At 69.8% G+C, this 14,189-nt stretch carries 10 protein-coding genes; 3 read left to right on the forward strand and 7 right to left on the reverse strand.

The annotated features are described in order from the left end of the window. Positions 1-69: 69 nt before the first annotated feature. Both ACIQHQ_RS10290 and ACIQHQ_RS10295 read left to right on the forward strand, forming a co-directional pair. Positions 70-1,287, forward strand: a complete 1,218-nt coding sequence (locus ACIQHQ_RS10290) for a thiolase family protein (RefSeq protein ID WP_402611379.1) — start codon at positions 70-72, stop codon at positions 1,285-1,287. Further along, positions 1,284-3,413 carry a 3-hydroxyacyl-CoA dehydrogenase NAD-binding domain-containing protein gene (locus ACIQHQ_RS10295; RefSeq protein ID WP_402611380.1) on the forward strand — a complete coding sequence of 710 codons (2,130 nt, stop codon included), beginning with the start codon at positions 1,284-1,286 and terminating at the stop codon, positions 3,411-3,413. Before ACIQHQ_RS10290 ends, ACIQHQ_RS10295 begins: the two co-directional genes overlap by 4 nt. A gap of 196 nt (positions 3,414-3,609) precedes the next feature. Here the strand turns inward: ACIQHQ_RS10295 and ACIQHQ_RS10300 are convergent, their stop codons facing one another. Continuing rightward, a complete protein-coding gene (locus tag ACIQHQ_RS10300) occupies positions 3,610-4,629 on the reverse strand; it encodes a hypothetical protein (protein WP_402611381.1) in 1,020 nt (339 codons plus the stop codon). A gap of 82 nt (positions 4,630-4,711) precedes the next feature. Between ACIQHQ_RS10300 and ACIQHQ_RS10305 the strand changes: the two genes are divergently transcribed. Next, positions 4,712-5,083: an NTP pyrophosphohydrolase gene (locus ACIQHQ_RS10305; protein ID WP_402611382.1), complete on the forward strand. Its 372-nt coding sequence runs from the start codon at positions 4,712-4,714 to the stop codon at positions 5,081-5,083. 241 nt (positions 5,084-5,324) lie between these two features. Here ACIQHQ_RS10305 and ACIQHQ_RS10310 read toward each other — a convergent pair whose 3' ends face one another. The 6 genes from ACIQHQ_RS10310 to ACIQHQ_RS10335 form a co-directional block, all read right to left on the reverse strand. Further along, a complete protein-coding gene (locus ACIQHQ_RS10310; protein ID WP_402611383.1) occupies positions 5,325-6,839 on the reverse strand; it encodes an amino acid permease in 1,515 nt (504 codons plus the stop codon). A gap of 156 nt (positions 6,840-6,995) precedes the next feature. Then, entirely contained in the window at positions 6,996-8,921 is a 1,926-nt protein-coding gene (dxs, locus tag ACIQHQ_RS10315) for a 1-deoxy-D-xylulose-5-phosphate synthase (protein WP_402611384.1), read from the reverse strand. Positions 8,922-9,101: 180 nt separating this feature from the next. Beyond that, positions 9,102-10,394 carry a sugar ABC transporter permease gene (locus ACIQHQ_RS10320; protein WP_402611386.1) on the reverse strand — a complete coding sequence of 431 codons (1,293 nt, stop codon included), beginning with the start codon at positions 10,392-10,394 and terminating at the stop codon, positions 9,102-9,104. After that, a complete protein-coding gene (locus tag ACIQHQ_RS10325; protein ID WP_361305481.1) occupies positions 10,391-11,182 on the reverse strand; it encodes an ATP-binding cassette domain-containing protein in 792 nt (263 codons plus the stop codon). Before ACIQHQ_RS10325 ends, ACIQHQ_RS10320 begins: the two co-directional genes overlap by 4 nt. 188 nt (positions 11,183-11,370) lie before the next feature. Further along, entirely contained in the window at positions 11,371-12,471 is a 1,101-nt protein-coding gene (locus tag ACIQHQ_RS10330; RefSeq protein ID WP_402611642.1) for a sugar ABC transporter substrate-binding protein, read from the reverse strand. A 133-nt stretch (positions 12,472-12,604) separates the two neighbouring features. After that, positions 12,605-13,816 (reverse strand): ROK family transcriptional regulator, encoded by a 1,212-nt coding sequence (locus ACIQHQ_RS10335; protein WP_402611387.1) that lies wholly within the window; start codon positions 13,814-13,816, stop codon positions 12,605-12,607. Positions 13,817-14,189: the final 373 nt, after the last annotated feature.

Consider the following 14,189-nt stretch of genomic DNA (forward strand, 5'->3'; position numbering starts at 1 on the left):
ATGGGGCCTGAGCGCGCGCTCAGCGCATCGCAGCAGCAATGCAGATCCTGACCCTGGAGGAGAGCCATCGTGCCTCGTACCGTCAGGGACGTCGTCTTCGTCGACGGCGTCCGCACCCCGTTCGGCAAGGCGGGCCCGAAGGGCATCTACCACGAGACCCGTGCCGACGACCTCGTCGTGAAGGCGATCCGGGAGCTGCTGCGCCGCAACCCCGGACTCGACCCCAAGAAGATCGACGAGGTCGCCATCGCCGCGACCACGCAGATCGGTGACCAGGGCCTGACCATCGGCCGCACCGCCGGGATCCTCGCCGGTCTCCCGCAGTCTGTGCCGGGCTACTCCATCGACCGCATGTGCGCCGGCGCCCTGACGGCCGTCACCTCGGTCGCCGGTTCCGTCGCCTTCGGCGCCTACGACATCGCCATCGCGGGCGGTGTCGAGCACATGGGCCGCCACCCGATGGGCGAGGGCGTGGACCCGAACCCGCGGTTCGTCTCCGAGAAGCTGGTCGACGAGTCGGCCCTCTTCATGGGCATGACCGCAGAGAACCTGCACGACCGCTACCCGCAGATCACCAAGCTGCGCGCCGACGAGTACGCCGTGCGCTCCCAGGAGAAGGCCGCCAAGGCGTACGCCAACGGCAAGATCCAGGCCGACCTGGTGCCGATCTCGGTACGCCGCACCTCCCCCGAGGCCGGTGAGACGGGCTGGGGCCTGGTCACCGCCGACGAGCCGATGCGCCCGGGCACGACCCTGGAGAACCTCTCCGGCCTGAAGACCCCGTTCCGTGTGCACGGCCGGGTCACCGCGGGCAACGCGGCCGGTCTGAACGACGGCGCCACCGCCTCGCTCATCGCCTCCGAGGACTTCGCGCGCGAGCACGACCTCCCCGTCAAGATGCGCCTGGTCTCCTACTCCTTCGCGGGCGTCGAGCCGGAGGTCATGGGCTACGGCCCGATCCCGGCGACGGAGAAGGCGCTGGCCCAGGCGGGCCTGTCGATCTCCGACATCGGCCTGTTCGAGATCAACGAGGCCTTCGCCGTCCAGGTGCTGGCCTTCCTGGACCACTACGGCATCGCCGACGACGACGAGCGCGTCAACCAGTACGGCGGCGCGATCGCGTTCGGCCACCCGCTGGCCTCCTCGGGCGTCCGCCTGATGACGCAGCTGGCCCGCCAGTTCGAGGAGCAGCCGCACGTCCGCTACGGCCTGACGACCATGTGCGTCGGCTTCGGCATGGGCGCGACGGTCATCTGGGAGAACCCGCACTTCGAGGGGGACAAGTGAGCACCACCGCCGAGCTTCTGAAGCAGGCCTCCGAACTGTTCCCGGACGAGGTCGTCACGAGTGCGCACGTACGCCACTTCGACCTCCCCCTGGGTGCCGGGCGCTTCGCCCTGATCACCCTGGACAACGGGCACGACCACACCAAGCCGACCACCTTCGGCCCGGCCTCGCTGGCGAACCTGAACACCGCCATCGACCAGGTCGAGAAGGAGGCGGCGGACGGCGAGATCATCGGCGTCGGCATCACCGGCAAGCCGTTCATCTTCGCCGTCGGCGCCGACCTCAAGGGCGTGGAGATCCTCAAGGAGTACGAGCACGCGCTCGCCATCGGCAAGGGCGGCCACGAGGTCTTCAAGCGGCTGTCGAAGCTGGCCGTGCCGACGTTCGCGTACTACAACGGCGCCGCGATGGGCGGCGGTGTCGAGGTCGGTCTGCACTGCACCTACCGCACCGTCTCCGCGGCGGTGCCCGCGTTCTCCCTGCCCGAGGTCTTCCTCGGGCTGGTCCCCGGCTGGGGCGGCTGCACGCTGCTGCCGAACCTGATCGGCCCCGAGAAGGCCGTCTCGGTGATCATCGAGAACAGCCTCAACCAGAACAAGCAACTCAAGGGCAAGCAGGTCTACGAGCTCGGGATCGCCGACGCGATCTTCGAGGGCGCGGACTTCCTGGAGCAGTCGCTGATCTGGACCGCCGCCGTACTCAAGGGCGAGCTGGAGATCGAGCGTCCGGTGATCGACCGCGGCGAGGGCTGGGACCAGGCCGTCGCCAAGGGCCGCTTCATCGCGGACTCCAAGGTGCACGGCGCCGCCCCGGCCGCCTACCGCGCCCTGGACATCATCGCCACCGCGAAGAACGGCGACCTCCAGCAGGGCTACGACGCCGAGGACAAGGCGCTCGCCGACCTCATCATGGGCGGTGAACTGCGCTCCGGCATCTACGCCTTCAACCTGGTGCAGAAGCGCGGCAAGCGCCCGGCCGGCGCCCCGGACAAGTCCCTGGCCCGCCCGGTCACCAAGGTCGGCGTCGTCGGCGCGGGTCTGATGGCCTCGCAGCTCGCGCTGCTGTTCCTGCGCCGCCTGGAGGTGCCGGTCGTGCTGACCGACATCGACCAGGAGCGCGTCGACAAGGGCGTGGGCTACGTCCACGCCGAGATCGAGAAGCTGCTCGGCAAGGGCCGGATCAACCAGGACAAGGCCAACCGCCTCAAGGCGCTGGTCACCGGTGTGCTGGACAAGGCCGAGGGCTTCGCGGACGCCGACTTCATCATCGAAGCGGTCTTCGAGGAGATGGGCGTCAAGCAGCAGGTGTTCGCCGAGGTCGAGGCGGTCGCCCCGGCGCACGCGATCCTCGCCACCAACACCTCCTCGCTGTCGGTGTCGGAGATGGCCTCGAAGCTGAAGCACCCCGAGCGGGTCGTGGGCTTCCACTTCTTCAACCCGGTCGCGGTGCTACCGCTGCTGGAGATCGTCCGCGGTGAGCAGACCGACGACGCCTCGCTGGCCACGGCGTTCGGTGTCGCCAAGAAGCTGAAGAAGACCGCGGTCCTCACCAAGGACGCCCCGGCGTTCGTCGTGAACCGCATCCTGACCCGCTTCATGGGTGAGATCCAGAACGTGATCGACGAGGGCACCCCCGTCGAGGTCGCCGAGAAGGCCGTCGAGCCGCTCGGTCTGCCGATGTCGCCGCTGGTCCTGCTGGAGCTGGTCGGCCCGGCGATCGGCCTGCACGTCTCCGAGACGCTCAACCGGGCGTTCCCGGACCGCTTCACGGTCTCCCCGAACCTCAAGGCGGTCGTCGAGGCGGGCAAGCGCGGCTTCTACGTCTACGACAGCGGCAAGCCCGAGCTCGACCCCGAGGTCGCCGCGCTGCTGAAGCAGGGCGACACCGTCCTGACGGAGGAGCAGGTGCGCGACCGCGTCCTGGACGCGGTGGCGCAGGAGATCGGCATCATGCTCGACGAGGGCGTCGTCGCCGAGGCCCAGGACATCGACCTCTGCCTCATCACGGGCGCCGGCTGGCCCTTCCACCTGGGCGGCATCACGCCGTACCTGGACCGCGAGGGTGTCTCCGAGCGCGTCAACGGCAAGAGGTTCCTGGCCCAGGGCGTCGCGAGCGTCCCGGCGTAGCGCGTTACCCCTGAGGGGGGTGGGGCGTACGGTAACCATCCGTACACCCGCCCCCCTTTGCGCGTGCCGCCACAGACGGGATCCTCACACGATCCGGCCGTCGTTCCCCCGCCTCCGTACGCCCCTTGACGCGCCTCGGCTGCCTGGAGCGTCGAACCCACAGAGCGAAGGGGCCTGTTCCGGTTACCGGAGAGGGTCAGACCTCCCTCCAGGCCTCCAGCGCGAGCCCCGGCTCGTCCTTGCGGCGGGTGAGCAGCACGGTCCCCGTCGAAGGCGACAGGGAGGCGGCGACGACCTCGTCGTGTTCGTCGAGCGCCACCGACACCATGGCGTCGGCGGGCAGCTGAGGGCCGGACTCGGTCCACCAGGCACCGGCCGACTCCTGCTCGGTCGGGTACGCGGCGAAGGCGACCCGTCCGCTCGCCGACCGCTGGGCGAGCACCGTGCAGTCGTGCCCCTCGATCGCACACCGCACCGCGGAGACCGGGCCGGGGCCGGCGGACGTGAGGAGGGTCACCGGCTTCTCACCGGGGCGCCAGGCGCACAGGTCCCCCGACTTGTCGGTGAAGAAGAGCGTGGTGTGGTCGGCGGACGTGGCGAGCGCGCGCAGGGTCCCCGGACGGACGGGGGCGTCGACGTCCTCGGCCCGCACCGGCTTCTTCCCGTCCCCCTCCTGCCGCCAGCGCAGGATCCCGCCGGGCACGCAGGCGTACACCTCGACGAGCCCCGACTCCCCCGTCACGGCGGCCAACTCCCCCTCGACGTCCTGCCCTCCGAGGTTCAGCCAGCCTCCCCAGCCGCCCTTGACCTTCTGGTTGCGCAGGCTCACCCCGCCGCTGTTGTTCCGGACGAAGACGTAGCCGCGTCCCGCACCGTCGACGGTGACGGCCGGCGGGCCCGTCCGCTCGCCCTTCTGGTCCGGGTGCCCGATCGGAATCCAGTCCAGGGGCGCGAGCCCCGGCCGGAAGTGCGTGGAGTGCACGAGCCCGGACTCCCCCGGCACGGTGGGCCGCCAGGCGGCCAGGTGGGCGTACCCGTCGGTGCCCTGGCCGACCGCCGCGCCCGGGTGCAGCTTCTGGCTGCCGCCGACGGTGCGTGGAGCGTCCTCCCAAGAGCCGGCGGGACCCCGTTCCGCACGGCACAGGACGGCGTCGCCGGAGGGCAGATAGACAGTGAGGCGGCCGTCGCGGCCGCGGATGAGCCAGTCGCCGTTCACCTGTTCACTTTATGCGGCCGACAGCGCCCGGTGCGCCTCGCGGCCCCTGCCTCGGGTCCATCTGCCGTGCGACCCTGGCCACATGAACGCCAACGCGCCTGTCCTCGTCGTCGTCGACGCCGCGAACGTCGTCGGATCGGTGCCGGACGGGTGGTGGCGGGACCGCCGGGGTGCGGCGGAACGGCTGCGGGACCGGCTGGCGTCGAAGGGGGTTCCCGCCGTCCCCGGTCCGGCGGAGATCGTCCTGGTGGTGGAGGGGGCGGCGCGGGGGGTGGAGTCCGTGCCGGGGGTGCGGGTGTCGTCGGCGCCCGGCGACGGGGACGACCACATCGTCGAGGTGGTGGCGTCGGCCGGTGAGCGTTCCGTCCTGGTGATCACGGCGGACCGGGAGCTGCGCAGGCGGGTCGGCGAACTGGGCGCGGAGGTGGCGGGGCCGCGGTCCGTCCGCCCGTAAGGGCCGGCGCCGGGTGGGCGTGACCGCCCGGCGTCACGAAGGGCCGCTGCGCCCGCCCGTGCCGCCCCGAGCGGCACGCCCGCGACTGTGGCCGAGGTCTGCGCCCACAGCGGTTGGCGCGTCGACGGGGAGTCGGTCGGTATACGACCCCCGCACGCCGTTCCGAGGACGGGTCCCCGGCACGGCCCCGGCCCACACCCGGCGCCAGGCGCGCCGGGTGTGGGCCGGGGGCCGCAGCCGCTTACGGCGTGCCGCCGCCCACGCTCGGCTGTTCCTCTCCCGCCCCACGGCCGGCGAGGCGGCTGTGGGTGCGGCCGTACAGGAAGTAGACGAGGACGCCGGCGGCCATCCAGACGCCGAAGCGGACCCACGTCTCGGCGGGAAGGTTGATCATCAGCCACAGCGAGGCGCACACCGACAGGATCGGGATGACCGGCACCCACGGGGTGCGAAAGGACCGGGGCAGGTCGGGGCGGCTCTTGCGCAGGATGATCACGCCGATGGCCACCACCACGAAGGCGAACAGCGTGCCGATGTTGACCAGCGCGGCCAGCTCCGTCAGCGGCGTGAACCCGGCGAGGACGGCGATGATCACGCCGAGCAGGATGGTCGGCCGGTGCGGTGTCTTGAACCGCGGATGGACGCGCGAGAAGAACCGGGGCAGCAGGCCGTCGCGGCTCATCGCGAAGAACACACGCGTCTGACCGAGCAGCAGGATCATGCACACCGTCGTCAGGCCGACCGCGGCGCCGAAGCTGATGAAGCCCGCGTACCACGGGTGCCCGGTGGCCTTGAAGGCATCGGCGAGGGGGGCGTCGACGGACAGCTCGCTGTAGTGCTGCATACCGGTGACGACGATCGACACGAGGACGTACAGCGTCGTGCAGATGACGAGGGAGCCGAGGATGCCGCGCGGCATGTCACGCTGCGGGTTCTTGGTCTCCTCCGCGGCCGTGGCCACGACGTCGAAGCCGATGAAGGCGAAGAAGACGACCGAGGCGGCGGTGAAGATGCCCATCACACCGAAGTTGGAGGGTGCCCAGCCGAACATGAGCTGGATCAGAGGGGAGTCGAGACTCGCCCCGGCCTCCACGGGCTGCTCCTTGGGGATGAACGGGTCGTAGTTGTCGCCCTTGATGAGGAACGCGCCCGCGATGATCACGACGAGGACGACCGTCACCTTGATGGCGACGACGATCGACGTGATCCGCGCGGACAGCTTCATGCCGACCACGAGGATGCCGGTGAGGACGAGGACGAGTGCGGCGGCGAGGATGTCGAAGCCGAAGGCGTCGGCGCCCTCGCGGCTGCCGAGGGCCGCCGGCATGTTCCAGCCCGCGTTGTCCATGAGCGACTGGATGTAGCCGGACCAGCCGACGGCCACCACCGCCGTACCGAGTGCGAACTCCAGAACCAGGTCCCAGCCGATGATCCAGGCGGGCAGTTCACCGAGGGAGGCGTACGAGAAGGTGTAGGCGGACCCGGCGACCGGGACCGTGGATGCGAACTCGGCGTAGCAGAGGGCTGCCAGGGCGCAGGCGACACCGGCCGCCACGAACGCCAGAGCCGTGGCCGGCCCGGCGTTGTTCTTGGCGACTGTGCCGGTGAGAACGAAGATGCCGGTACCGATGATCACACCGACGCCGAAGACGGTCAGATCCAGCGCGGACAAGGACTTCTTGAGCGCGTGTTCTGGCTCCTCGGTGTCGAGGATGGACTGCTCGACCTTCTTCGTCCGGAAGAGGGTAGTGCTCACGGGGTTACCTCCCACGCTCGTCGTCCTCGCCATGATCGAGAGGTGGCACCACCCGTATGCCCCGGCACGGGCCAATTCACGCCAATGGGCCGGTTCCACCACCCTCATGGTGGGGAAACCGGCCCATCCGGTACCCGTTCGGCCGCATCGGCCGGGTCAGTCGCGCGCGCTCTCCACGGCGTCCGCGGCGCCACGGCCGGTGGGGAGTCCGTCCAGCTTGGCGACCAGGCCGGTCACCTGCCGGGCGATGTCCGGCGCGGTCAGGCCGATCTCGGCCAGGACCTCGGCACGGGAGGCGTGGTCGAGGAAGCGCGGCGGGATGCCGAAGTCCCGCAGCGGCACGTCCACGCCCGCGTCGCGCAGCGCCTGGGCGATCGTCGAACCGACGCCACCGACCCGGCTGTTGTCCTCGACGGTGACGACCACGCGGTGCTGTTCGGCGAGCGGGGCCATGGCCTCGTCGACGGGTTTGACCCAGCGCGGGTCGACGACGGTCGTGGAGATGCCCTGCTGGTCGAGCAGGCCGGCGATCTCCAGGCACATCGGCGCGAGGGCACCGACGGAGACCAGCAGCACGTCCGGCCGGTCGGTGCCGGGCTCGCGCAGGACGTCCATGCCACCGACGCGCCGCACGGCGGGCACGGCGGGGCCGACGGCGCCCTTGGAGAAGCGGACCACGGTCGGCGCGTCGTCGACGGCGACGGCCTCGCGCAGTTGGGCGCGCACCTGGTCGGCGTCGCGCGGCGCGGCCAGCCGCAGCCCCGGGACGACCTGAAGGATCGACATGTCCCACATGCCGTTGTGGGAGGCCCCGTCGGTGCCGGTGACGCCGGCCCGGTCGAGCACGAAGGTGACGCCGCACTTGTGCAGGGCCACGTCCATCAGCACCTGGTCGAAGGCGCGGTTGAGGAACGTGGCGTACACGGCGAACACCGGGTGCACGCCGCCCGTGGCCAGACCGGCCGCGGAGACGGCGCCGTGCTGTTCGGCGATGCCGACGTCGTAGACGCGCTTGGGGAAGCGCTTGGCGAACTTGTCCAGGCCCACCGGCTGGAGCATGGCCGCCGTGATGGCGACGATGTCCTCGCGCTCCTCGCCGAGCCTGACCATCTCCTCGCCGAAGACGGACGTCCAGTCGGCGCCGGAGCTGGCGATCGGCAGGCCCGTGTCGGGGTGGATCTTGCCGACGGCGTGGAAACGGTCCGCCTCGTCCTGGAGGGCGGGCTGGTAGCCGCGGCCCTTCTCGGTGAGGCAGTGCACGATGACCGGCCCGCCGAACCGCTTGGCCTTGGCGAGCGCCGACTCCAGGGCCTCCAGGTCGTGCCCGTCGATCGGGCCGACGTACTTCAGGCCGAGGTCTTCGAACATGCCCTGCGGGGCGATGAAGTCCTTCAGCCCCTTCTTGGCGCCGTGCAGGGTGTCGTAGAGCGGCCGTCCGACGACGGGCGTGCGCTCCAGGACCTCCTTGGTGCGGGCGAGGAAGCGCTCGTAGCCGTCGGTGGTGCGCAGGGTCGCCAGGTGGTTGGCGAGGCCGCCGATGGTCGGCGCGTAGGAGCGCTCGTTGTCGTTGACGACGATGACGAGCGGGCGGTCCTTGGCGTCGGCGATGTTGTTCAGCGCCTCCCAGGCCATGCCACCGGTCAGCGCCCCGTCACCGATCACGGCCACGACGCGGTCGTCGCGCTCCAGGATCTGGTTGGCCTTGGCGATGCCGTCGGCCCAGCCGAGGACGGTCGAGGCGTGCGAGTTCTCGATGACGTCGTGTTCGGACTCGGCCTGCGAGGGGTAGCCGGACAGGCCGCCCTTCATCTTCAGCTTCGAGAAGTCCTGGCGGCCGGTGAGCAGCTTGTGGACGTAGGACTGGTGGCCGGTGTCCCAGAGCACCTTGTCCTTGGGCGAGTCGAAGACCCGGTGCAGGGCGATGGTGAGCTCCACCACGCCGAGGTTGGGGCCGAGGTGTCCGCCGGTCTTGGAGACCGCTTCGACGAGGAAGCTGCGGATCTCCTCCGCCAGCTGGTTCAGCTCCTCCAGGTTGAGCCGGTCCAGATCGCGCGGTCCCCTGATACGGGTCAGCAGCGGCACCCGTGCCTCCTTGCAGTAGAGCTGTTGCCGGGCTTGTCGAGTCTAATGTTCCGCCCTTGCGGGCGGCGCCGAGGCTGTGCGTCGTACGTCACGCGTTCGGCTCTACCCATGGTGCGCCACACCTACGACACGGCTGTGCCCGGTACCTGAGAGGTACCGGGCACAGGGGTGTTCCCGGGGCTACGCGCGCCCTGCGGTCTTCTGCGTCTTACGGGTGACGGCGTCGATGACGACCGTGGCCAACAGCACACCACCGGTGATCATGTACTGCACCGGGGAGGCGATGCCCTCCAAGGCGAGGCCGTACTGGATCGACACGATCACCAGGACACCGAGCAGCGCGTTCCAGGTGCGTCCCCGGCCGCCGAAGAGCGACGTGCCGCCGATGACCGCCGCGGCGATCGCGTTCATCAGCAGGTCACCGCCACCGGCTCCCTGGTTGGCCGCGGCGATCTTGGAGGCGATGAACAGACCGCCCACCGCGGCGAAGGTGCCGGAGATCGCGAACACCGAGATCCGGACCATTTCCACGTTGATGCCGGCACGGCGGGACGCCTCGACGCTGCCGCCGAGCGCGAAGACCTTCCGGCCGTAGGACGTGCGGCGCAGCACGAAGTCCGTCACCAGCAGCACCACGATGAAGATCACCACGGCGAGCGGCAGGCCCTTGTACTGGTTGAAGACGATGGCCACGGTGAAGGCGAGCACCGCCAGCAGCACGGTCCGCACGATGGTCTCGCTCAGCGGCCGCGACGGTACGCCCGCGGCCTCGCGGCGCCGGTTGCCGAGGAAGGAGCTGATGAAGAATCCGGCGGTCACCACCGCGGCCAGCGCGTACGCGGCGGCCACGTCGGAGAAGTAGTAGCTGGTCAGCTGGGCCACGACCCCGTCCGGGTCGAGGTTGATCGTGCCGTTGTCGCCCAGGATCTGGAGCATGAAGCCGTTCCAGAACAGCAGGCCGGCGAGCGTGACGGCGAAGGCGGGAACGCCGATCTTCGCGAAGAAGAAGCCGTGCAGCACGCCGGCGACCGTGCCGGTGAGGATGGCCAGTACGAAGGCGAGCCACTCGTTCATGCCGTTGGTGACGTTCAGCACCGCGAAGCTCGCGCCCGCGACACCGGACACCGAGCCGACCGACAGGTCGATCTCTCCGAGCAGCAGCACGAACACGATGCCGACGGCGATCATGCCGGTGCCGACCATGGCGACGGACATGTCGGACAGGTTGCCCGCGGTGAGGAAGTTGGAGTTCAGGCTCGTGAAGATGAGCCAGATGACGGCCAGGCCGATGACGACCGGAATGGAGCCCAGGTCACCGGACTTCATCTTCCGCTTGAATTCGCTGACGTAGCCCTTGAGGCCCTGTTCGCGCACCAGCAGCCGGGGGTCCACGACCGTGACGGCGGCCTTGGCCGCCTCGGGGTTCTCCACGACGTGGTCGTCCGGAGCCGCGGAGGTCTTGTCGATGCTCACTTGGAACCCTCCCCGTTCGTGCGCGCCGCACGGCGGGTCACGGCGTTGTCGGTGGCGCCGGTGATGGCGGAGATGATCTCTTCCTGCGAGGTCGACTTGACCTCGAAGACGCCGTTGTTGCGCCCGAGGCGCAGGACGGCGACCTTGTCCGCGACGGCCTTCACATCGGCCATGTTGTGGCTGATGAGGATCACGGCGTGGCCGCGCTCGCGCAGCCGCTCGACCAGGTCGAGGACCTGCGCGGTCTGCTCGACACCGAGGGCAGCGGTGGGCTCGTCGAGGATGACCAGCTTGGGCTCGCCGAGCATGGAACGGGCGATGGCCACGGTCTGGCGCTGACCGCCGGAGAGCGAGGCGATCGGGATGCGCACGCTGGGGATGCGGATTGACAACGTGTCGAGCAGCTCGCGGGAGCGGCGCTCCATCTCCACCTCGTCCAGGACGCCGCGCTTGCGGATCTCCCGGCCCAGGTAGAGGTTGCCGACGACGTCGATGTTGTCGCAGAGCGCGAGGTCCTGGTAGACGGTCGCGATGCCCAGGTTCTGAGCGTCGTGCGGCTTGCTGATCTGGACGGACCTGCCGTCCCATTCGATGACACCCTCATCGATGGGGTGCACGCCGGCGATCGTCTTGACCAGCGTGGACTTTCCGGCTCCGTTGTCGCCGACCAGGGCGACCACTTCACCGGCGTGGACCTCAAGCTCTACGTCGGTGAGCGCCTGAACGGCACCGAACCGCTTGGAGACCCCGCGCAACGCCAGCACGGGCGTAGCGGACACGTGAACCATCTCCTTCGCCGCCTGACCCGGCGGGAGGTTGTGCAGAAGTGTGGGAGGAGTGATCCGTCCGGCGCCCCGCGGAGCTTGCGGGGCTGATGTGGCGGAGCGCCGGAGGAACTCGGGGGCGCCTGTCCCCGCACGGGAGTCACGGGAGTCCGGTCCGGACTCCCGTGCCCCTCGGGGAACTCGGCGGCTGCTTACTTGAGGCCGATCTTGTCGCAGGCGGCCTTGTACTTGCCCGCGCAGATCTCGTTGACGGTGTAGATGCCGTCCTTGATGACCGTGTCGTTGATGTTGTCCTTCGTCAGCGAGACGACCGGGACGAGGACGGAGGGGATGGCCTTGGTGGTCGGGCTGTCGACCTTGTCCTTGGCGATCGAGTCGAGCGACTTGCCCTGGGCGAGGGCGACGGCCATCTCGGCCGCGACGTCCGCCTCCTGCGGGTAGGGCTTGTAGACGCTCATGTACTGCTCACCGGTGACGATGCGCTGCACGCCGGCGAGTTCGGCGTCCTGGCCGGTGACCGGGATGTCGGCGATGCCGGCGGCCTTCAGGGCGGTGATGATGCCGCCCGCCATGCCGTCGTTGGCGGAGTAGACGCCGACGATCTTGTCCTTGCCGAGGGCGGAGATGGCGCCCTCCATGTTGGAGTTGGCGTTCTCCGGCTTCCACTCCTTGGTGTCGTACTCGCGGCCGATCTTGACCTTGCCGTCGAGCACGGAGTGCGCGCCCTTCTTGAACTGGGCGGCGTTGGGGTCGGTGGAGGAACCGTTCATCATGACGATCTGGCCGTCCTTGGCCTTGTCGCCCAGCGCCTTCAGCAGGGCCTCGCCCTGGGTCTTGCCGACCGTCTCGTTGTCGAACGAGGTGTAGGCGTCGATCGGGCCCTCGGCCAGGCGGTCGTAGGCGACGACGGGGATGCCCGCGTCCTTGGCCTTCTTCACCGAGCCGGCGATGGCCTTGGAGTCCACCGCGTCCACGATCAGCACGTCGACCTTGTTGGTCACCATGGTGTCGACCTGCTGGTTCTGCGTGCTGGCGTCCTGCTTGGCGTTGGCGTAGACGACCTCACCCTTGTTGTTGGTGAGTTCCTTGACCTTCTTCTCGATGAGCGGCCGGTCGAACTTCTCGTAACGGGCGGTCGCGTTCTCGGGAAGGAGCAGGCCGACCTTGATGTCGTCGCCCTTCTTGGCGGAGCCCGTGGAGTCGGCGTTGTCGCCCGACTCCTTGGCGCTGCCACAGGCAGCAAGCGAAACAGCCATCGCACCGGCGGCAATGGCGACAGCGGCGCGACGCATACGCGTGTTCACTTCAGAAACCTCCCTGACGAGGCCGCGACGTTGCGGCCGAGGTGGCTGGAAGTCAACTCGGCCGCACGTGCGACGTCAAGAAGTAAATCCTTAACGAGATGGCAACGGTGCCATCCGTTCTCTAAGTGAAGGCAGGGGTAGCGGCCTTCAGGGAGCCCGTGGCAGTCCCGTCCAAAAGGGTCGAATCGCCCATCTCGCTGAGCGCGAGAGCGAGCGCTCCGAGCACCTCCGCACGGCCGCCGAGGGCACCGGGGAGAACGGACAACTGGCGTGCCGCGCTAGGGATCGCGTAGCGGCCGACGGACTCCCGGATCGGCCCGAGCACCAGCTCACCGGCCTCGGCGAGATCACCGCCGAGGACCACCCGGCTCGGGTTCAGCAGATTGCAGAGATTGGCCACTCCACTGCCGATGTGGCGGCCGACGTCGGCGATCACCCGACGACAGCCCGGGTCTCCGTCCCGGGCCAGCCGCACGACGCCCTCCATGGTCAGATCGGTGCCGTGGCTGGACTGGAGGAGCGGGAGCACGTAGCGCGCGGCCGCGAAGGTCTCCAGGCAGCCGCGGTTGCCGCAACGGCAGACCGGGCCGGATTCATCGAGTGTAATATGTCCGATTTCTCCAGCGGTGCCGCCGGGACCACGGTAGATCTTGCCGTCGATCACCAAGCCGGCGCCGACACCACTCGCGACCTTGATGTATGCCAGGTCGCGGACGCCTCGGCCGCTGCCCCAGACCATTTCGCCGAGGGCGCCGAGGTTGGCGTCGTTGTCCACGTGCACGGGCACGCCGAGGCGTCCGCGCAGCTCCTCGGCGGGCTTGGTGCCGGTCCAGCCGGGGAGGATGGCGGTCGAGCCGAGGGTGCCGGACTCGACGTCGATGGGGCCCGGGACGCCGAGACCGACTCCGGCGATCTTGGAGCGGTCGACGCCGGTGGCTTCGATCAGGCGGGTGACCAGCTGTTCCGCGCGGTCGAAGCCCTGGTTGGACGAGGCGTCCACGTCCAACGGCTCGGACTCCTCGGCCAGGACCTGGTGGGCGAGGTTGCCGATGGCGACACGCAGGTGGGTGTGGCCGAAGTCGACGCCGATGACGATGCCGGCGTCGCCGCTCAGCGACACGCTGCGGGCCCGGCGGCCGCCGGCGGAGGTCGGAGTGACCTCGACGGTGCCGCCGTCCTTCAACTCCCGGACGATGTTGGAGACCGTCGCCGCGGACAGACCTGTCGTCCGCGCGATCTCGGCCTGGGTGAGGGAGCCCGCCAGGCGCACGGCTCGTACGACCCGCTCCAGGTTGGCTCGGTGCAGCGACGACTGCGACCCCGGAGTCTCCACGACGACCTCCTGCGCACGGGGCCGCTTCGATGAGGCCCCGTCTATGTCCAACTAGTGAACTCTAAGCTGAGCCGTTCGGGTCGCCTCCCGTCAAGAGGTTGAACTGATTCCGGGCGGTGTACGGGTCGTCGCGGAGCGCTACGTGATAGTTCGCGCTTTCTGTCGGCCGAGGTGGGCGGGGTGCGAGCCTTACCGCCGGGGGTGGCCGGGGCCGCGCCCGGGATGTCCGTCTTCGTCACGGCGCGGTGGGCTCGCGTGCCGACCCGCCGTCCGCCGACGCGCCGACCGCTGCGGGTGCCCCCCCCCCCCCCCCCCCCCCCGGCCCCCCCCGGCCCGCGGCGGCGCGGGCGGGGCCGCCCGCCCCAGGGGGGGC

Source organism: Streptomyces sp. NPDC092370 (assembly GCF_044755265.1).
Lineage (GTDB): Bacteria > Actinomycetota > Actinomycetes > Streptomycetales > Streptomycetaceae > Streptomyces.